Origin of the sequence: Mucilaginibacter daejeonensis, assembly GCF_020783335.1 — a bacterium.
In the GTDB taxonomy this organism is placed as follows: domain Bacteria; phylum Bacteroidota; class Bacteroidia; order Sphingobacteriales; family Sphingobacteriaceae; genus Mucilaginibacter; species Mucilaginibacter daejeonensis.
Genome location: NZ_CP086068.1, coordinates 3,193,307 through 3,211,130 on the forward strand (window position 1 = coordinate 3,193,307; position 17,824 = coordinate 3,211,130).

At 47.8% G+C, this 17,824-nt stretch carries 19 protein-coding genes; 8 read left to right on the top strand and 11 right to left on the bottom strand.

Annotation, left to right across the window (positions count from 1 at the left end):
- Positions 1 to 71: 71 nt before the first annotated feature.
- On the top strand, positions 72 to 659 hold the full coding sequence (locus LLH06_RS13565) for a hypothetical protein (RefSeq protein WP_228169829.1): 588 nt from the start codon (positions 72 to 74) through the stop codon (positions 657 to 659).
- A gap of 76 nt (positions 660 to 735) precedes the next feature.
- Here LLH06_RS13565 and LLH06_RS13570 read toward each other — a convergent pair whose 3' ends face one another.
- The 7 genes from LLH06_RS13570 to LLH06_RS13600 all read right to left on the bottom strand — a co-directional run bounded on the left by LLH06_RS13570 (position 736) and on the right by LLH06_RS13600 (position 7,765).
- Positions 736 to 1,692, bottom strand: coding sequence for a D-2-hydroxyacid dehydrogenase (locus tag LLH06_RS13570; RefSeq protein WP_228169830.1), 957 nt, complete (start codon positions 1,690 to 1,692; stop codon positions 736 to 738).
- A gap of 91 nt (positions 1,693 to 1,783) precedes the next feature.
- A complete protein-coding gene (serC, locus tag LLH06_RS13575) occupies positions 1,784 to 2,851 on the bottom strand; it encodes a 3-phosphoserine/phosphohydroxythreonine transaminase (protein ID WP_228169831.1) in 1,068 nt (355 codons plus the stop codon).
- Positions 2,852 to 2,982: 131 nt separating this feature from the next.
- On the bottom strand, positions 2,983 to 3,651 hold the full coding sequence (rpe, locus tag LLH06_RS13580) for a ribulose-phosphate 3-epimerase (protein ID WP_228173294.1): 669 nt from the start codon (positions 3,649 to 3,651) through the stop codon (positions 2,983 to 2,985).
- Between the two features lie 70 nt (positions 3,652 to 3,721).
- Positions 3,722 to 3,997 (bottom strand): hypothetical protein, encoded by a 276-nt coding sequence (locus tag LLH06_RS13585; protein WP_228169832.1) that lies wholly within the window; start codon positions 3,995 to 3,997, stop codon positions 3,722 to 3,724.
- Between the two features lie 178 nt (positions 3,998 to 4,175).
- Positions 4,176 to 6,317 carry a polyribonucleotide nucleotidyltransferase gene (pnp, locus tag LLH06_RS13590; protein ID WP_228169833.1) on the bottom strand — a complete coding sequence of 714 codons (2,142 nt, stop codon included), beginning with the start codon at positions 6,315 to 6,317 and terminating at the stop codon, positions 4,176 to 4,178.
- 120 nt (positions 6,318 to 6,437) lie between these two features.
- A complete protein-coding gene (rpsO, locus tag LLH06_RS13595) occupies positions 6,438 to 6,716 on the bottom strand; it encodes a 30S ribosomal protein S15 (RefSeq protein WP_228169834.1) in 279 nt (92 codons plus the stop codon).
- Positions 6,717 to 6,805: 89 nt separating this feature from the next.
- Positions 6,806 to 7,765: an adenylyltransferase/cytidyltransferase family protein gene (locus LLH06_RS13600; protein ID WP_228169835.1), complete on the bottom strand. Its 960-nt coding sequence runs from the start codon at positions 7,763 to 7,765 to the stop codon at positions 6,806 to 6,808.
- A 96-nt stretch (positions 7,766 to 7,861) separates the two neighbouring features.
- Here LLH06_RS13600 and LLH06_RS13605 point away from each other — a divergent pair, with 96 nt between their 5' ends.
- The 5 genes from LLH06_RS13605 (at position 7,862) to LLH06_RS13625 (ending at position 12,618) form a co-directional block, all read left to right on the top strand.
- Complete coding sequence (locus LLH06_RS13605; RefSeq protein ID WP_228169836.1) at positions 7,862 to 8,281, top strand: acyl-CoA thioesterase; 420 nt, start codon at positions 7,862 to 7,864, stop codon at positions 8,279 to 8,281.
- A gap of 146 nt (positions 8,282 to 8,427) precedes the next feature.
- Positions 8,428 to 9,480, top strand: a complete 1,053-nt coding sequence (locus LLH06_RS13610; protein WP_228169837.1) for an NAD-dependent epimerase — start codon at positions 8,428 to 8,430, stop codon at positions 9,478 to 9,480.
- 41 nt (positions 9,481 to 9,521) lie between these two features.
- On the top strand, positions 9,522 to 10,520 hold the full coding sequence (locus tag LLH06_RS13615) for a hypothetical protein (RefSeq protein ID WP_228169838.1): 999 nt from the start codon (positions 9,522 to 9,524) through the stop codon (positions 10,518 to 10,520).
- A gap of 131 nt (positions 10,521 to 10,651) precedes the next feature.
- Entirely contained in the window at positions 10,652 to 11,461 is an 810-nt protein-coding gene (locus LLH06_RS13620) for an alpha/beta hydrolase (RefSeq protein WP_228169839.1), read from the top strand.
- Between the two features lie 164 nt (positions 11,462 to 11,625).
- Entirely contained in the window at positions 11,626 to 12,618 is a 993-nt protein-coding gene (locus LLH06_RS13625) for a fatty acid desaturase (protein ID WP_228169840.1), read from the top strand.
- 81 nt (positions 12,619 to 12,699) lie between these two features.
- Here the strand turns inward: LLH06_RS13625 and LLH06_RS13630 are convergent, their stop codons facing one another.
- On the bottom strand, positions 12,700 to 13,404 hold the full coding sequence (locus LLH06_RS13630; protein ID WP_228169841.1) for a DsbA family oxidoreductase: 705 nt from the start codon (positions 13,402 to 13,404) through the stop codon (positions 12,700 to 12,702).
- An 82-nt stretch (positions 13,405 to 13,486) separates the two neighbouring features.
- Positions 13,487 to 14,401: a hypothetical protein gene (locus LLH06_RS13635; RefSeq protein ID WP_228169842.1), complete on the bottom strand. Its 915-nt coding sequence runs from the start codon at positions 14,399 to 14,401 to the stop codon at positions 13,487 to 13,489.
- Positions 14,402 to 14,601: 200 nt separating this feature from the next.
- Here LLH06_RS13635 and LLH06_RS13640 point away from each other — a divergent pair, with 200 nt between their 5' ends.
- Together LLH06_RS13640 and LLH06_RS13645 are read left to right on the top strand one after the other, a co-directional pair.
- Entirely contained in the window at positions 14,602 to 14,799 is a 198-nt protein-coding gene (locus LLH06_RS13640) for a hypothetical protein (protein WP_228169843.1), read from the top strand.
- A gap of 82 nt (positions 14,800 to 14,881) precedes the next feature.
- Entirely contained in the window at positions 14,882 to 16,006 is a 1,125-nt protein-coding gene (locus LLH06_RS13645; protein ID WP_228169844.1) for a DUF3810 domain-containing protein, read from the top strand.
- A gap of 42 nt (positions 16,007 to 16,048) precedes the next feature.
- Here LLH06_RS13645 and LLH06_RS13650 read toward each other — a convergent pair whose 3' ends face one another.
- Positions 16,049 to 16,693, bottom strand: coding sequence for a DUF47 domain-containing protein (locus LLH06_RS13650; protein WP_228169845.1), 645 nt, complete (start codon positions 16,691 to 16,693; stop codon positions 16,049 to 16,051).
- Between the two features lie 102 nt (positions 16,694 to 16,795).
- Complete coding sequence (locus LLH06_RS13655; protein WP_228169846.1) at positions 16,796 to 17,770, bottom strand: SDR family oxidoreductase; 975 nt, start codon at positions 17,768 to 17,770, stop codon at positions 16,796 to 16,798.
- Positions 17,771 to 17,824 lie beyond the last annotated feature (54 nt).

Consider the following 17,824-nt stretch of genomic DNA (forward strand, 5'->3'; position numbering starts at 1 on the left):
AGCTGATCATAAGATCGGTGTTAACGAATACCTTAATCACAATGTCCTACCTTGTATTAGCAAAAAGACCAATGATCGCATTTGTATCTATCATAGGTTTATGTTTGCCACTTTTGATCTCGTGCGGCAAAGATGCTGACCCAACGGTGATCAAAGTCTCATCAACACCCCTTAGCGGAGCCGGCACAGGCACTGCCAGTGGAACAGGTTCGGGTACCGGCAGCGGAACAGGTTCGGGTACTGGCAGCGGAACGATCTCCGGTTCAGGTTCGGGCACTATCACTTTTTCAATAGAAAGCAAAACATATACATTATCTTCGGCGTCGTCGGGGTCAATCAGCTGTGGCGTCACACCCTCAGTAGCAGGGCTGCCAGCCACTACTTCTGTGCAAGGTGCAGATGCTAATCAGACCGTGCAATTCAGCTTGTACTCAAATAGCAATACCATTGGCACTTTTCCGCTATCGCAATTCAGCATCACTACACCAGATGGTATTTTGTATACATCAACTGCCAAAGCCAGCGTAACTTATACTTCATTTACCACTAAACTTGGGTATTTGGGTGTTACCAAAGGCACATTTTCTATACCTGCAGAATATGGAAGCCTGCCCGACAGAAAAACCACTACCATAACAGGCTCATTCGATATTAAATAATAAATACTTTATAAAAAAGAGGCTCGCATGTGTTAACACGAGCCTCTCTTTTATCTTTAAAACGCTAATTGAGTTGTTATGCTAAGCTCTTAAAATGATCAATGATCAATGTAGCCAGCTCAACGCCTATACGCTCTTGTGCCTCGTTGGTAGATGCACCGATGTGAGGCGTTAACGAGATCTTAGGATGGGTCAATAGGTCTGCGCGAGGTGTTGGTTCATTATCGAACACATCCAGGCCAGCGAAGGCCAGCTGTCCGCTTGCCAGGGCTGCGATCAGTGCATCCTCATCAACCGTACCACCACGTGAACAATTTACCAGGCCTGCGCCTTTTTTCATCATGGCAAATTCGCGAGCGCCGATCACCGGCTCCTCACTGAACGGTACGTGCAAAGAGATAAAATCGCTCTGAGCAATCACTTCATCTTTATCCGCATATTTAACAGGAACCTTAACGGTGATACCGCCTCCCAACACCAGTTCCAATTCGGTCACTGATGGGTACAGGTCGAACGCCAATACTTCCATACCCAAACCGTAAGCGATCTTAGCGGTCTCGCGGCCGATACGGCCAAAGCCCAGGATACCAATGGTCTTGCCACGCAGTTCGATGCCTTTGGCGTAAGCCTTTTTAAGGTCGTTAAATTTGGAAGCACCTTCAACAGGCATTTTGCGGTTAGCATCCTGCAAAAAGCGTGCGCCTGTGAAAAGGTGAGCGAACACCAATTCAGCAACTGACGCCGACGAAGCAGCAGGAGTATTGTGAACGGCCACACCTTTTTCGCGGGCGTATTCAACGTCGATGTTATCAACACCTACGCCGCCACGGCCGATCAATTTTAGGTTAGGGCAAGCATCGATCAGAGCCTTGCGCACCTTAGTGGCGCTACGTACGGTGATCGCATCGTAGTTCTGTAGTTTTTCAGGAAGTTCATCCTGAGGTATAAAGTTGGTATCAACAACAAAACCGGCTTCTTCAAGCAATTGCTTGCCCACCGGGTCGATACCATCGTTAGCGAGTAATTTTATCATTTTGGTTTATGGTTATTAGTTGAATAAGTGAGTGGTTAAGTAGTTGAGCTTTTTGATCTGTTCAAATACTTAACCATTCAACTACTCACCCTTATTTATTTTTCTCAGCAAATTCCTGCATGGCATCGATCAGCACGTGGATGCTGGTCACCGGCAGGGCGTTGTAGATCGAGGCACGGAAACCGCCCACTGAGCGGTGACCTTTGATACCTACGATACCTTTATCATCGCAAAGTTTCAGGAATGGTTTTTCCAGCTCTGGGTTCTCCATCACGAAGCATACGTTCATTTTTGAACGGTCCTCATCGGCAGCCACAGCTTTGAACAATGGGTTGCGGTCGATCTCTTTGTATAGTTGAGCCGCCTTGGCATCGTTCTCTTTTTGCATTGCTGCTACACCGCCTTTGGCTTTTAACCAACGCAGGGTTAGCATAGATACATAGATGGCAAATACCGGAGGGGTGTTATACATCGAACCACCCTCGATCTGCGTCTGGTAGTTGAACATTGCTGGGATCTTACGGTCCACCTTGCCCAATATCTCGTCCTTTACGATCACCAGTGTAGCGCCTGCAGGACCCATATTCTTTTGCGCTCCGGCATAGATAAGGCTGAAATCACTTACGTCAAAAGTGCGGCTAAAGATGTCTGAAGACATATCGGCCACCATTGGAACCGGCGACTTTTTGAATTGCTGAAGCTGGGTACCGTAAATGGTATTGTTGGAGGTGATGTGGAAGTAGGCCGCATCAGCCGGGATAGTATAGTCTTTAGGTATGTAAGTAAAGTTGCTTTCCTTTGAAGAAGCCACCACTTCTACATCGCCAAAGTATTTAGCTTCCTTTAATGCTTTGTTAGCCCAAACACCGGTCTCCAGGTAAGCAGCTTTACCGCCCGATGGCAACAGGTTGTATGGGATCATGGCGAATTGCTGGCTTGCACCACCTTGCAGGAACAACACAGAATAACCGGCCGGAACGTCCAATAACTCTTTCACTAATTTAACAGCTTCGTCAAGCACGGCTTCGAACTCCGACGAACGGTGCGAGATCTCAAGAATAGACAGACCAATACCATTAAAGTCGACAACTGCTTGTGCAGCCTGTTTCAGAACCTCGTGAGGAAGGATGCCTGGTCCGGCACCGAAATTATGTTTCATAGCTTTATTGAATTTACCGGGAACTAACAGCGTTCCTTAGTTGCGGCCGAAGTTAAAGATTTACCCTATTAAGTTGGTAGTTAATTGTCAATTTGTGAAAAAGATAGTGCCGTTGTTAACACATCAATGTTTTAGGCGGATAACACTGGTGATGCCGCTTTCATTTGAGCGATCGTATCTATCGGGTGCTCCGATGTAAATACGAAGTTACCTGCAACCAGTGCATTGGCTCCAGCAGCTACCAGTTGTGGCGTGTTCTGCAGGTTCACTCCCCCATCCACTTCAATGTATAGCGATGGGTTACTGGCATCGGCCAAGGCTTTTACCTGTGCGATCTTTTTGTAAGTGTTATGAATGAACTTTTGCCCGCCAAAACCAGGATTGACCGACATGATCAGCACGAGGTCGAGGTCAGCGATGATATCTTCTAACAGGGATACTGGTGTATGTGGGTTGAGTGCCACACCTGCTTTGCAGCCCAGCTCCTTAATGGCTTGGACGGTGCGGTGTAAGTGGGTGCAAGCTTCAATATGTACAGTGATGATCGAGGCGCCTGCGTTGGCGAAGGCCTTTAAATAACGATCAGGGTCAACGATCATTAAATGCACGTCGAGTGGTTTAGTGGCGTAGCGGTTCACCGCCTCCACCACCGGGAAACCGAACGATATGTTAGGAACGAACATACCATCCATGATGTCGACATGGATCCAGTCGGCCTCGCTTTGATTGATCATTTCGATATCGTGCTGCAAGTGGGCAAAGTTGGCAGCTAAAATAGACGGGGCTATCAAATGCTTCATGCGGCCAAATATAGGCATATCGGCAAAAGTAGCTCAGGAAAAAGTGGGAAAATGGGATATAGGAAACGACTTAGTCGCAGTTTTGCAACAGGTCGTAATATTTACGCATCAGCTCGGTATCATAATTCACCAGGGATTGGTAAGCTTCAGATACCAGCTCATTAAGTATAGATGCACCGAGTTGGCCGGCGCCATTAGGTATAGCTTCGTAATATTTTATCAGATCCTTTACTCTTATGATCTCGTAAAGCAAAAGTTGAATAAGATCCGCCTGCGTTCGTGTGGCAGTGCTTTGCAAACTATTGCTCAGAAAATCTAAAGGATCATCATTGGTAGCTGATGTCATTTTCAATAGGAACGTGCTTTAGATGATCGGATGAAATGTCTCTAAAATAATGATTCCAATAGTTTAACTAACTAACACCTTAGGGGTTTTACAAATAAACAAAAAAGAAATAAAAAAACCGCAGAAAGGGCTAAAAAGTTCGCCCTGTCTGCGGTTTATGCGTATCACCGGCTGGTGACTATTCGCTCTTTGGAGCGGCTGGTCTTTCCGGTTTTGGGATCAAAGCTTTTCTTGAAAGCTTCAATTTACCTTGCTTGTCAATATCTAACAGCTTCACACGAACGATCTCACCGATCTCGAAAACGCCATCCATAGCCTCTAAGCGGCGGTGGTCGATCTCAGAGATGTGCAGCAAGCCATCCTTACCTGGCATGATCTCGATAAAGGCGCCAAAAGGCATGATCGAGCGTACTTTGCCTTCGTAGATCTCGCCTACTTCAGGTTTTGAAGCGATGGCGCGGATACGGCTAACAGCGGCGTCGATAGATTCTTTGTTGTCGCCAAATACCTGTACCACACCTACGTTGTCGATCTCTTCGATGTTGATGTTGGCACCGGTCTCACGTTGCATTTCCTGAATGATCTTACCACCTGGGCCGATCACCGCACCGATGAACTCTTTATCGATCTTCAGGGTCACGATACGTGGAGCGAATGGTTTGTAATCTTCACGAGGAGCAGCAATGGTCTTAGCCATTTCGCCAAGGATGTGCAAACGGCCTTCTTTTGCCTGATCAAGTGCTTTGCTCAATACTTCGTATGATAAGCCATTGATCTTAAGGTCCATCTGGCAAGCTACGATACCATTTTTGGTACCGGTAACTTTAAAGTCCATATCGCCCAGGTGATCCTCATCGCCCAAAATGTCAGAAAGGATAGCGTATTTAGTACCCTCTTCATTAGTGATCAGACCCATAGCGATACCTGATACTGGCTCTTTGATCTTCACACCGGCATCCATCAAAGCCAATGTACCGGCGCAAACCGTAGCCATTGATGATGAACCGTTAGACTCCAGAATGTCAGATACTACACGGATAGTGTAAGGGTTCTCATCATCTGGTGGCAATACTTGTTTCAATGAACGCATGGCCAGGTTACCGTGACCGATCTCGCGACGGCCGGCACCACGGTTAGGGCGAACCTCACCGGTAGAGAAACCTGGGAAATTGTAGTGCAACAGGAACTTGTTGTAACCGTTGATGAAAGCGCCATCGATCATTTGCTCATCATCTTTACCACCTAAGGTAACGCTGGTGAGTGATTGGGTCTCGCCACGGGTAAATACTGCTGAACCGTGAGCGGCCGGCAAGTAGTTTATCTCGCTCCAGATCGGGCGGATCTGGGTAGTGGTACGGCCATCTAAACGTTTACCTTCGTCTAACACGAGGTTACGGATCGCATCGTACTCTACATCATGGTAGTATTTTTTAGCAAGCGACTTGGTGATGTCGTCGATCTCGCCCAAGGTAACGATGTAATTATCACGTACCTCTTTGAATTTAGCAGCACGCTCGTCCTTCGCTGATGCAGAAGAAGCGATAGCATATACCTGATCATAAGTAGCAGCATATATAGCTTTTTTAAGCTCCTCGTTGCTGTGCTCATGGTTGTAAGTACGTTTTTCGGTCTTACCTACTTCAACCGTCAGCTCACGCTGAGCAGCACACTGAAGTTTGATGGCGTCGTGAGCAAATTTGATCGCCTCTACCAACTCAGCTTCCTGGATCTCTTTCGATTCACCTTCCACCATGTTGATATCGTTCTCTGAACCGGCCACGATGAACTCTAAGGTAGCGTTAGCTAACTGGCTCAGTTTAGGGTTGATCACTAACTGACCATCGATCTTGGCCACGCGAACTTCTGAGATCGGGCCGTTAAAAGGGATATCAGATACTGATAAAGCTGCCGAAGCGGCCAAACCGGCCAGTGCATCAGGCATGATATCTTTATCGGCCGATATCAATGAGATCATCACTTGTGTATCGGCATGATAATCTTCAGGGAACAACGGACGCAAAGCACGATCGACCAAACGCGAGATCAATACCTCGTAGTCTGACAAACGGGCCTCACGGCGTAAAAAGCCACCAGGGATACGACCTGTAGCTGCGTATTTTTCTTGATAATCTACTGATAAGGGCAAAAAGTCAACACCCTCTTTAGCCTCTTTCGATGATACCACAGTAGCCAGTAACATGGTGTCGCCCATTTTTACCACTACCGAACCATCGGCCTGTTTGGCCAGTTTGCCGGTCTCGATCTCGATGGTGCGGCCATCTCCAAGATCGATCACTTTTTTTATTGCATTGTAACTCATGTTGTTTATCTGGTGTGCTTTTCGTCTTTTGGAGCACACCGCTTTTTTATTGTTAATTTTATTTCAAAAGTAAAAAAGCCGCCCGATAATGGGGCAGCTTTTTCGTAAAGACCGGCAAATTTATTTGATGATATCTCTCAGCTCTAAAGCCTTGATGATAGCACGGTATCTTTGAATGTCTTTTTTGTACAGGTAAGCCAATAAAGCACGACGTTTACCTACCAATTTCTGAAGAGATAATTGAGTAGCGAAGTCTTTTTTGTTCTTTTTAAGGTGACCGGTAAGGTGAGCGATACGTTTAGTGAATAATGCTACCTGGCCTTCGGCCGAACCTGTGTTGGTAGCTGCGCCACCGTGTGCTGTGAAGATCTCTTGCTTCCACTCAGAACTTAAATACATTACTTGAATAATATTAAAGCGTAAATAACTTTGTTAATTGAGCCGCAAAGGTAGCAATAATAAAACGTTGATACAACTTCTTTTATAAGTTACATCAGATAGTCATCAGCTTTCCCGTAAGCCTCTAACTGCCGTATACCGGTACTTGATATGTGCTCGAACTCACGATCGCAAAAGATCGATACTATACGAAGCGAGTTACCACTAAGATCTTGCAAATAACGATATTGGTTGAGTTCGTACTGCAGATCTGTGCTGTTGCGCAACCCTCTGATCACGGTCACGGGGTATTCAAGTGTGTTCACGTGATCAGTAAGTAAACCATCATAAGTTACTACCTGCCTTAACTCAAGTGCCTTGGGAAGTTCATAGGTAGAAGCAGCCTTTTCCCTATTGATGCCGCGGGCAATGATCACTTTATCAAATATCTGTTCCGCCTTTTGCAATATGTTGTAATGCCCTTTATGGAACGGGTTGAAGCTACCGGGATATAAAGCTATTTGCGGTTGTCGCGTTTGAACATAGGTGATCAATGAATCTAAATGTGGATTATCGACCTCCCGGCTCAACTGCCGTAGTACTTCGATGCGTTTTGCCTGGTAAACGCTGTGATCAACAAATTGGAACTCTTTAAATATCTGGTGCTCATAGGTGATCAGTTGGTCAAGTGGCTGCTCAAGTATATTTAGGTCAAATCGGCAAAAGACCGCCGAAAGTTCATTCTGAGGTTGATGCGTCTTGGTATCTAAAATAAGTTGAGTTACCTCTTGCTTCAGGGTCGTATCAGCTTCATAGTGATCGTCGAAGTATCTGGCCGAATCCTCTTCATTAGTGGCTGAACGCGGATCATAAATAACATCATGATAGACCGCTGCTAACATCAGCACCTTATTACCCGCGTGATCGCTATTGCGGATCTGCAACAACAGGTCGGCCAGATGGTCAAGTGTGTGATAGAACCGGTGCGGCTCTTGATAGCGCTGCAATACTTCGTCGGGCACCTCCACCGTAGGCTTTAACAGTGCGTGAATATCGGCTATGGTGTTCATGACGATCATTTTTTGAAGCGGCCCATAATTAAATAGAGGCCGGGTAAACTTATAAAACTTTGGATACTTTATATTAAGTAATCGCACCTTTGGCTTATGGATACCCCCCGATACAGCACCTTCGAGACCGAACACCGAGTACGTCCCGATGATATAGACATGTTCAGGCATGTACATAACAGCAAGTATTTTGATTATGTGCTGGCTGCCCGCTACGAACAAATGGATACCTGCTATGGCATGGCCATGGAGAAATTCATGGAAAGAGGCTTTGGCTGGGTGGTACGTACCGCCCATGTTGATTATAAGCGAGCCCTCACCATGGGCGACTACTTTACCGTGCGCACCGGTATCGAAACTATCAATGACAAAGGATGCCGCGTGGCATTCACCATTACCAACAAAGCCACCAAAAAGATCTGTTGCGATGGCTGGTTCGATTACACCATGATCGATATGGCCACCGGCCGGGGCGTCAAGATCCCGCTAGATATCATCGAGCATTACACCATATGACCCATCAGGCATGACGTGCCTTTTGACAGGATGTGGTGAGTATATTGTTCGGCTTGCGTCAAAAAAAAAAGCCCCCCTGCCTTAACTTAGAATTTAAATTAACTTTGCTGCCCCGTTGGTCGCGAGCGCGCCGGCGGACCATGCATATGAAGATCTTAGTTACCGGAACGGCCGGGTTCATTGGCTTTTTTGTGGCGCAGCAACTGGCTCAAAAGGGTTTTGATATAGTTGGGGTTGACAACATCAACACCTATTATGATACTGCGCTCAAACACGGCCGCCTTAAAGCCTCGGGCATCGATGTGGTCTCCCTGCAAGACAATGTTCCGGTCAGCAGTAGCCTCTACCCTAACTATCGCTTTATTAAGCTCGACATAGCCGATCGCACACAGACCGAACAGCTATTTGCCGAGTACCGCTTTGATGTGGTTTGTCACCTGGCCGCACAGGCCGGCGTACGCTACTCGATCACCAACCCGCATGATTACGCCTTGAGTAACCTATCAGGTTTTCTGAATATACTGGAAGGCTGCCGCAGTATACAAGTTAAGCATTTGGTGTACGCCAGCAGTTCCAGCGTTTATGGCCTCAACAGCAACACCCCATTCTCGGTACATCAAGGTGCAGCACACCCGGTGAGTTTGTATGCCGCCAGCAAGAAGAGTAACGAGATGATGGCGCACAGCTACAGTCATTTATACAATATCCCTACCACCGGGCTACGCTTTTTTACGGTGTATGGCCCATGGGGTCGTCCCGATATGGCTTACTTTAAATTTGCTGATGCCATCATTAAAGGCGAGCCTATAGATGTATATAATAACGGTGAGATGCAGCGCGATTTCACCTATGTGGATGACATAGTTGAAGGTGTACTGCGCGTACTTGATCGCCCGGCAAAGCCCGACCCTGACTGGGACAGCCAACACCCTGACCCGGCCACCTCAAGCGCTCCATACCGGCTGTACAATATCGGTAACTCCTCTCCTGTTAAACTGATGAACTTCATTACCGCTTTAGAGAACGCTATTGGCAAAAAGGCGGTGATCAATATGCTGCCTATGCAGGCCGGCGATGTATTGAGCACCGATGCTGATGTAAGTGACCTGGAGCGTGACCTCAATTACCACCCAAGCACAGATGTTCAAACCGGTATCGACCGTTTTGTGGCGTGGTTCAAAGAGTTCTACCAGGTTTAACACCATCAACTTCGGAACATTCGTACCCATGATGCGGTAAATTGAGCAAAAAGATCTACCTTAATGGTCCTGATCTTATGCGCACCATCAACCTCCTTTTCATTGGCGCCCTGCTACTATGTGGCGGCGTGTTCGGCGGCATAGCCGCGCTATCCCCCAAAGAACGCTTTGTGACCAGCGATATCGACCATTTTTGGCAAGCGGTTGACAGTCTGCACAGCGCGAGAACCAAAGAAGATAGCATTCAGCTCATCAAGTCATTGTACATTGACCGTATGAGCTCAGAAGGCAAGACATTTCTAATGATCAGAGGATACACCGCTCCCGAATACATAAGGGCGTTGCAAAAATATCCGCGGTATTACCGTGCGTTACGCACCAAGACAGACCGCATTACCGAGTACCGGACAATGCTCGACAGCACCTTTGCCCTGTTCAGCCGGAAGATATCAGGTTACAAGCCACCCCGCATCTGTTTTGCCATAGGCTGTTTTAGAGGAGGCGGCACCACCCGCAAGGACCTTATCCTGATGGGTGCCGAGATAGCGCTTTGTGATTCCCTGACCGACGTATCCGAATTTAAAGGCAACCTGCACGATGCATTGGACAAAGGCATTGACCTGCAAGAGCTGGTGGCACACGAAAGCATCCATTGCCAGCAACACCACGCCCGTAACCGCAGCTTGTTATCGGTAACGCTGCAAGAGGGAGCGGCCAACTTTTTATCGGCCAAGGTGCTTGAACGCGACTTAACAAAAGAGATAAGCCCATATGAACGCGAGAACGAATGCCAATTATGGAACGAGTTCAAACCTGCGGCCAACGGCGATGACCTTTCCCAATGGTTATTCAATACTGGTTCTGTAAAGAACCGCCCACCCGACCTGGGTTACTTTATTGGCATGCGCATTTGCGAGGCCTACTATAACCGTACCGTCGACAAGCAGGAAGCGATCAAAAACCTGCTGGACCGAAGTGAATACCTTAAAGTGATGGAACAAAGCGGCTATAATGGTAATTGCACCGATGCTGCTAATTGACACCTGTCCTTTATCATGTTAAGAGATCGCGACGCGACCTCTACAACCTCTGAGTGTGACATAGACTAAACGGTGAAGCAAACCGCAATGTAAATTATAGGTTATATTTTTATATCTAAAATTAAATACCTATGAAAAGCACCATCATTTTTATCCACGGCATGTTCCAAAATGCCAAAAGCTGGGACCAGTGGGTAGCCCATTTCAGCGCGAAGGGATATAATTGTATAGCCGAGTCGTGGCCGTTACATGAGGGCGAGCCGGCCGATCTGCGGGCCAACGTACCAGCCGGACTAGGCGAACTGCGCCTGGCCACCGTGATCGACAAGTATCGGCAATTAGCGGCCGCTCAAACCGAGAAGCCTATACTGATCGGCCACTCAGTAGGCGGACTCATCGTGCAAGTATTGGTGAACGAGGGCTTGGCCAAGTTAGGTGTACCCATCAGTTCGGTAGCGCCAAACGCCATGATCGCATTCGACTGGGGTTTTGTGAAGAACAGCGCCCTGATCACCAACCCATTTAAAGGCGACGACCCATTCATTATGGATGTGGAAAGCTTCCAGGCATCATTCACCAACACCATGACGCCTGACCAAACTCAGGAAGCCTGGGAACGCACTGCCACTAACGACAGCCGTAACGTACTGCGCGACTGCCTGGGCGAGGATGGCAAGGTGGATGTTGACCTGCCACATGTACCGATGCTGTTCATAGCCGGCGAGGAAGACCGAATCATTCCGTACGAATTGAATGAAAAGAACGCCAAGGCGTATAACGATGAATTAAGCAGCACTACTACCCGCACCTTTGGCGGCAAGGGCCATTTCATATGCGGCCAGCCCGGCTATGAGGAAGTGATCAGCGTGGTTGATGAGTGGATACAGCAAAAAGAAGAAGCACCTGCTCAGCCTGTGGCATCGGCAGCCATCAGCCATTAATAAGTTCGCATTATAATTTAACCCCGTACGCTTCGTTGAATGATAGAAGGTACGGGGTTATTTTTTGAAGTAATATTTTATTTGTAGAGATAAAATTTCAGATACTATCCTAATTGTTTTACCTTTATATGATATTCACTAAAAAATTATAAGCTAACGCAGGTATGAAGAAAACGAGTTTCAGATGGTCGGACGAGAGCGAACCGCATAAGCACCGCACGAAGTTAATTATCAAAGATCATCCCGAACTAAGGCAGCTCATTGGTCGTAATCCTTACACCTTTTTAGTGATCACCTTGTGTGTAGGCGTACAGATCGCTGCCGCTTACTTGTTAAGAGATGCGGCCTGGTATTGGATCGCTTTGGCAGCATATGGTATCGGTGCCTTTGCCTGCCACACACTTTTTGTTTGTATACACGAGTGTGCGCATAACCTCATCTTCAAGAACAAGACCGCCAATACCTGGGCCGGCATATTTGCCAACCTGCCTACCCTGATGCCAAGTTCGGTATCGTTCCAAAAATATCACCTGAAACACCACTCATACCAGGGTGTTGAAGCACTTGATGCTGATATGCCTTTCCGTTGGGAAGCTAAACTGATCAACAACTCTACCTTTGGTAAGGCCATGTGGTTATTGTTCTATCCTATATTTCAGGCGGCACGCCCTTTCCGTTTAAAAGAGATCAACCTTTTTGACGGCTGGACCGCTGTTAACTGGTTAGTTCAGTTAACCTTTACCGCTGCCGTGATCTACTTCTTCGGTTGGAAAGCGGTATTGTATTTAGTGCTAAGCTTCTTCTTCTCGGTAGGTTTGCACCCGCTGGGCGCCCGTTGGGTACAGGAGCACTTCTTGACCCATGGCGAGCAAGAGACCAAAAGCTATTATGGCCGTTTGAACTTCCCTAACCTGAACGTAGGTTACCATAACGAACACCATGACTTTCCTTCGGTGCCATGGAACAACCTGCCTAAAGTGAAAGCACTGGCCGGCCACCATTATGATGAGCTGGGTCACCACACCTCGTACACCCGCCTATTATTCGAGTTCTTGTTCGACCGCGAGCTGTCGGTATTTTCCCGCACCGCACGCTCTAACCGTGGCGGCAAGATACAGGCTCCGAAAGCAAAAGAGGTCACCAACGTGGTAGCCTAACTAAAACGACTTTTATACGCAAAAAGCGGTCATTTAATACAAATGACCGCTTTTTTTATATCTATCAGGTTAGCTTATCGATCAGCAATTCCCGCCGTCTATGTCGCAGCTATTCTCACCTTCAATGATCTCGAGCCCTTGCGGATTCTTGGCCCACTCTGCATGAGCGGTCTTGAGCGTATTCAAAAATACCTCAGTAGCCTGTGCGCCTGACACGGCATAACGATCGTTCATGACAAAGAAAGGCACGCCACGTATGTTCAGCACCTGCGCTTCGTAAATATCTCGGTGCACATCGCCTGCATAGGCATCGCTGTCAAGTGCATGGCGTAACTCATCGCTGTTCAGACCGATCTCTGTTCCCAGCTCAACAAGCGTTTCTTTATCATCAATGTTCTTACCATCGGTAAAGTAGGCTCTGAATAGGGCTTCTTCGGCAGCGTCGCCAGCGTGGTGCTGCTTGGCAAAATGCGTGAAACGATGGGCATCGAAACTATTGGCTACCACGGCTTTGTCCAGGTGATAGGTCAACCCTACCTGTGCGGCCATATCTGTCACCTTGCCGTTGAGTTGTTGGGCATAGTCAACGGTCCAGCCCTTGGCATCGGCCAGGTACTGATCAATGCTGATGCTGGTATTGGTCTCCAGGTCGGGGTTCAATTGAAAGCTTTTCCACTCCACCTCAATATCTTTGGCGTTATCGAACACCGACAACGCTTCCTCGAACCTACGTTTACCTATATAACAGAACGGACACATCACGTCCGACCATATTTGTACTTTCATGAGCTATTAGTTTTGAACAAATATAGATCGCACCGCTTCAACCTGTTATGCATCAGGCAAGCTATTGCACAGTTATGACAGCTTACTTTTTGGGTACTGCGTAATGATAGATCGGCTGTTTATTCCCTTCACTCACGGTGAAATAGCTGCGGCCATTTTCGGCAAAGCCCACGGCCTCACCCAGGCGCTCCTGCTCGTATGACGGTTGCTGAGGTTTGCGCTGAAGGGTTTGCCAAACCGGCTCGTTGCCCTTACGTCTCCAGTAATAAATTCGGCTGTAACTTTTAAGCACTACCTGGCTACCATCTTTAGAGATATCGCCGCTAACGATCCACTTGAAGGGCTGCAACCCGCGGAAGTGCAACTCACCTCGTTTGGTAAGGGTCACGGTGTCCTTGTTGTTAAATGCCAAGGATGCCGTGTAAACGCCTACCGACTTATGTCGCTTGGTCACGATGTAGATCAGCTTCTCTATCGGGTCTATCATCAGCGTCTCCGCATCTTTAGGGCCATCTGGGTATTTGACAAATAGCGTACTGCTATGCAGTTGTATCCGTGTAGATGCAGACGCAGGGATATCCGGCTCTGCCATTCGGTAAATGTTGACAAAGGGGTAAGTGCCGCCGTTGTCACCAATGTCGCCTATATAAACATAGCTCTTCTGCGGGTCAGGGCCCGGGCCAACGGCTATATCCTCGCAGTCGCGCACCCCGAAAGGGCCAGGAGTTTCGGTCGTATAATTAAAAACACCCAGCAGTTTGCCAGACGGCGTGATGGCGAAAAAGCGGCTGCTGTCACTACTATCATTGTGCACATAAAAAACGTCTGGGTGTACAAATGAGGCAGCGATGCCAGACGTCTCATCGTTCAGTTCACTCTCCAAATGTCCGGCCACATAGTTCCTGTCGTCACGCTTGTTTTGGGCGTAGGCGGCAAGCTCCAGTATAAAGATGAAGAATGGCCACAGAAAGCCTTTTGTTAGCAGTTTTTTGTGCATTTATGATAATTAACGGCAAAGTACAATAATTGATATGAATTATTCATTAACTATCTCACCTGATCAACAATTTCGTGCCGATCGTGCAGATAACGCATGGTGATATCAAACTCGAACATAAATATTTATGCGCTATAACGGCTCCCGACAGAACCTGTTGCGCGGTCGTGTGTTATATAGATATTGATAATGCCGCTACCATGGAAACCCCTGTAAAACACTATAAGTTCATCAATAGTAGGACAGATAATGTGATCTACTATCATTCGCTTGAAAGTAATTTGAGCCCCGAGCAGGTCAGGGAAAAGCTGGAGACGCTCAAAGCGCAGGTAGCCCGCAACAACGGCGTTTTTCTGGACACCATTTACTGGGAAGAGATCAAGGAGAACGAGGACTAACTGCTCACCTCCCTTACCTCCTTAACGAATAACATTCCACATCATGCTTTGCATAACCATGATCATGGGTTAATTTTATCCCATGCCATTACCTATGGGTCGTACCAAACCTTTGATCATTGAACGCCTGTACCTGACCGGTACACTGGCCATGATCATGCTGCTTTTATTCATTGCCGGTGAGTATCCGCTGTTCATCGAGCGGTATTACAGCAATGGTCTTTACCGTGCCATAAGCGTGGCACTACATTTCACTTTGGGATGGATACCTTTCAGCGTGGGCGATGTATTATATACCGCCATCATCGTCATAGCCCTTTACGCAACCATTTCACTGATCGCCTCTCTATTCAAAAAACGTTTTGCCCGGTCACTCCGCCTGTTCATAAACTTGGTGATCGGGCTTCAACTGTTCATCATTGCCTTCTATATTTTATGGGGACTTAATTACTCCCGACCACCGGCCTCGCAGCTCTTGAACATTCCCGATAGTACATACACCACCAGTGCACTGATCGGCATGACCTGTACGCTGATCGATAGCGCCAATGCCTGCAGGGCAAGGCTGAATGCCGACGACTTAAGTACGACCAATAAGCAGATCTATGATACGGCCGAAGCGGCCATTGAACGATCGGCCGATATCTACCCGCAATTCAGAAGCTATTATCCTGCGGTCAAGTCGTCATTATTCACGCCAGTGATCAATTACCTCAGCACGGCCGGTTACTTTACTCCGTTCACCGGTGAGGCACAGGTCAACTACCAAATGCCACTGCATGACCGGCCTGTGAGTGCCTGCCACGAGATGGCTCATCAAATGGGTTTTGCACGTGAGGATGAAGCAAATTTTGTGGGCTATTTGGCTGGCATACACTCCAATGATCGATCGCTTCGATATTCGGCCTATTACCTGGCCATGCAAGAATTCATACACCAGGTGAGGCGACGGGATAGTACAGCCAGCAAACAATTCAAAACACACCTTTCCCCTGCGGTATTGGCGGACCTCAAAGCCGACCGCGCCTATTGGCAACGCTACGACCGGCAGATCAGCAGGTTAAGCGGCATCTTTTACGATAATTTTTTGAAGGTCAATAAGCAACCCGAAGGCTTACGCACCTACAACCGCATGATCATACTCACCATGGGCTACTATGCGCAAAAGAGAAATGAGAGCGGAAGTATGAGGACAGAGGACCGATGACAGACGGGGATTATCGTCAAGACCATTTTTGGATATTCCTAATCAACTGTTCTTGATCAGGATACTTTCCGCTATGTACGCAACGTCCTCGCATTTATCAGTGGTACGTTCCAGCGCGCCGTATATTTCGCTGTACTTGATCAGCTGAAAGGTGTCTGTCTCCTCGGCGTTCAACAAGGCAAAGGCTTTATCATACACCATATCGGCCTCGTGCTCCAGCCGTTTGATCTCGTTACAACTGTTCACAATGGGCTCAGGTATAGTGATGTGCTCCAGAGCGTGCACACAGCGTTCTAACTCAATGGTAGATCTCACGATAAGGTCACACAGCTGCTTGATCGGCATGGTGATCTCGTTAAGTGAGTATAAGTTGATACGGCGTGCTGCCGAGTCGATCATATCTGACACGTTGTTAAGCGCAGATGCCAGGGCATACATATCATTACGCTCAAAAGGTGAGATGAGCGCCTTGCCTGACACCGCATATACTTCACGCTTTAACTCGGTCGACTGTGCCTTAAGGCGGCTGATCTGCATGAACTCGGTACGCTGATCAGGTAACCACTCGCCACTTATAGCATCTATCAACAGCTGGGCCATTTGGGTACAATTGGCCGCAGCCTTGCCAAAAAGATTATAGAATATCTTATCGTTATCAGGCAAAAAACGGGTCAGGATAGATGACATGGCGTTATTCAGTTCAATGGTTATGCGGTGTAAGTTACGATGTAAACTCCATATATGATCAACTAATGCGCCGGCAGTGCACAACTATTTTTTAACTGATCATTAACGCAGCTTTTTGATCACGTAAAGTGCACCGGCGATCACCCCTACCACACCTGCCAGGCGCGCAGCTTTTTTGGAGCTAACCTTTTTAGAGGTATAACCGCCTGATATCTGGTTGTGCTGCCGAGTAGGTTCAAAAATACTGCCATTGGTCACCGGAACAGGCTCGGCCCTTTTCAAATAAAATTTCATGAACTTGGCCGAACCCCAGCGCGTAAGCTTGGGCGATACCCACTGCGCAAAGCGCGCCATGTAAGCGGCACTGCCCAGTGTGACCGAATCTTTAGGTTCCTGCGCCAGGCAAACCACCGTATCGGCCACCTTGTAAGTAGGCACCACAGGCGGCGCCGGCTTCAACAGCTTACCGGTATAATTAGCCGCATGGCTCGGGCCTGGCGTATCTACGAATCCGGGGAACACATCGCAAATATGGATGTGCGGAAAGTCTTGCAGCTCCGCGCGCAAAGCTTCGGAGTATCCTCTTAAACCAAACTTACTGGCTGTGTACGATGCCGAGTATGGGAATGCCACGAACCCACCTACCGAGTTAAGGTTGATCAGTATGCCGCGTTTTTGCTTGATGAAGTATGGAAGCGCAGCATGTGCACCATTCATGTAACCGATCAGGTTGGTGTTCACCACCTGGGTATGCACCTCAATGGGTATCGTAGTGAACTCACCCAAGGCGCCTATGCCGGCAATGTTGACCCATACATCCAGGCTGCCGCCAAATATGCAGGCATCCTTAGCCAGCGTGGCCATGGCGGCGCCATCGGTCACGTCAGTTTGTACGGCTATCGCTTTACCGCCAAGCCTGTCGCAAAGGTCTACCATCTCATCTAAAACATCTTTTTGGCGTGCGGCCAATACCAGCTTAGCTCCCTGGCGGGCAAATTCTAATGCGGTGGCACGGCCTATACCGCTGGTGGCACCTGTTATAACTACGGTCTTTCTACTTAGTGGTGTTGCAGGCATTACTATTGATCGTAAAATGTTCTGTTATAGGTATCAAAACAACGTGGCTGGGAT

Bases quoted from the DNA above. Each gene is read 5' to 3' on its own strand.
- LLH06_RS13565 (WP_228169829.1), top strand. From the start codon at position 72: ATGATCGCATTTGTATCTATCATAGGTTTATGTTTGCCACTTTTGATC.
- LLH06_RS13570 (WP_228169830.1), bottom strand. From the start codon at position 1,692: ATGATAAAATTACTCGCTAACGATGGTATCGACCCGGTGGGCAAGCAA.
- serC (WP_228169831.1), bottom strand. From the start codon at position 2,851: ATGAAACATAATTTCGGTGCCGGACCAGGCATCCTTCCTCACGAGGTT.
- rpe (WP_228173294.1), bottom strand. From the start codon at position 3,651: ATGAAGCATTTGATAGCCCCGTCTATTTTAGCTGCCAACTTTGCCCAC.
- LLH06_RS13585 (WP_228169832.1), bottom strand. From the start codon at position 3,997: ATGACATCAGCTACCAATGATGATCCTTTAGATTTTCTGAGCAATAGT.
- pnp (WP_228169833.1), bottom strand. From the start codon at position 6,317: ATGAGTTACAATGCAATAAAAAAAGTGATCGATCTTGGAGATGGCCGC.
- rpsO (WP_228169834.1), bottom strand. From the start codon at position 6,716: ATGTATTTAAGTTCTGAGTGGAAGCAAGAGATCTTCACAGCACACGGT.
- LLH06_RS13600 (WP_228169835.1), bottom strand. From the start codon at position 7,765: ATGAACACCATAGCCGATATTCACGCACTGTTAAAGCCTACGGTGGAG.
- LLH06_RS13605 (WP_228169836.1), top strand. From the start codon at position 7,862: ATGGATACCCCCCGATACAGCACCTTCGAGACCGAACACCGAGTACGT.
- LLH06_RS13610 (WP_228169837.1), top strand. From the start codon at position 8,428: ATGAAGATCTTAGTTACCGGAACGGCCGGGTTCATTGGCTTTTTTGTG.
- LLH06_RS13620 (WP_228169839.1), top strand. From the start codon at position 10,652: ATGAAAAGCACCATCATTTTTATCCACGGCATGTTCCAAAATGCCAAA.
- LLH06_RS13625 (WP_228169840.1), top strand. From the start codon at position 11,626: ATGAAGAAAACGAGTTTCAGATGGTCGGACGAGAGCGAACCGCATAAG.
- LLH06_RS13630 (WP_228169841.1), bottom strand. From the start codon at position 13,404: ATGAAAGTACAAATATGGTCGGACGTGATGTGTCCGTTCTGTTATATA.
- LLH06_RS13635 (WP_228169842.1), bottom strand. From the start codon at position 14,401: ATGCACAAAAAACTGCTAACAAAAGGCTTTCTGTGGCCATTCTTCATC.
- LLH06_RS13640 (WP_228169843.1), top strand. From the start codon at position 14,602: ATGGAAACCCCTGTAAAACACTATAAGTTCATCAATAGTAGGACAGAT.
- LLH06_RS13645 (WP_228169844.1), top strand. From the start codon at position 14,882: ATGCCATTACCTATGGGTCGTACCAAACCTTTGATCATTGAACGCCTG.
- LLH06_RS13650 (WP_228169845.1), bottom strand. From the start codon at position 16,693: ATGTCATCTATCCTGACCCGTTTTTTGCCTGATAACGATAAGATATTC.
- LLH06_RS13655 (WP_228169846.1), bottom strand. From the start codon at position 17,770: ATGCCTGCAACACCACTAAGTAGAAAGACCGTAGTTATAACAGGTGCC.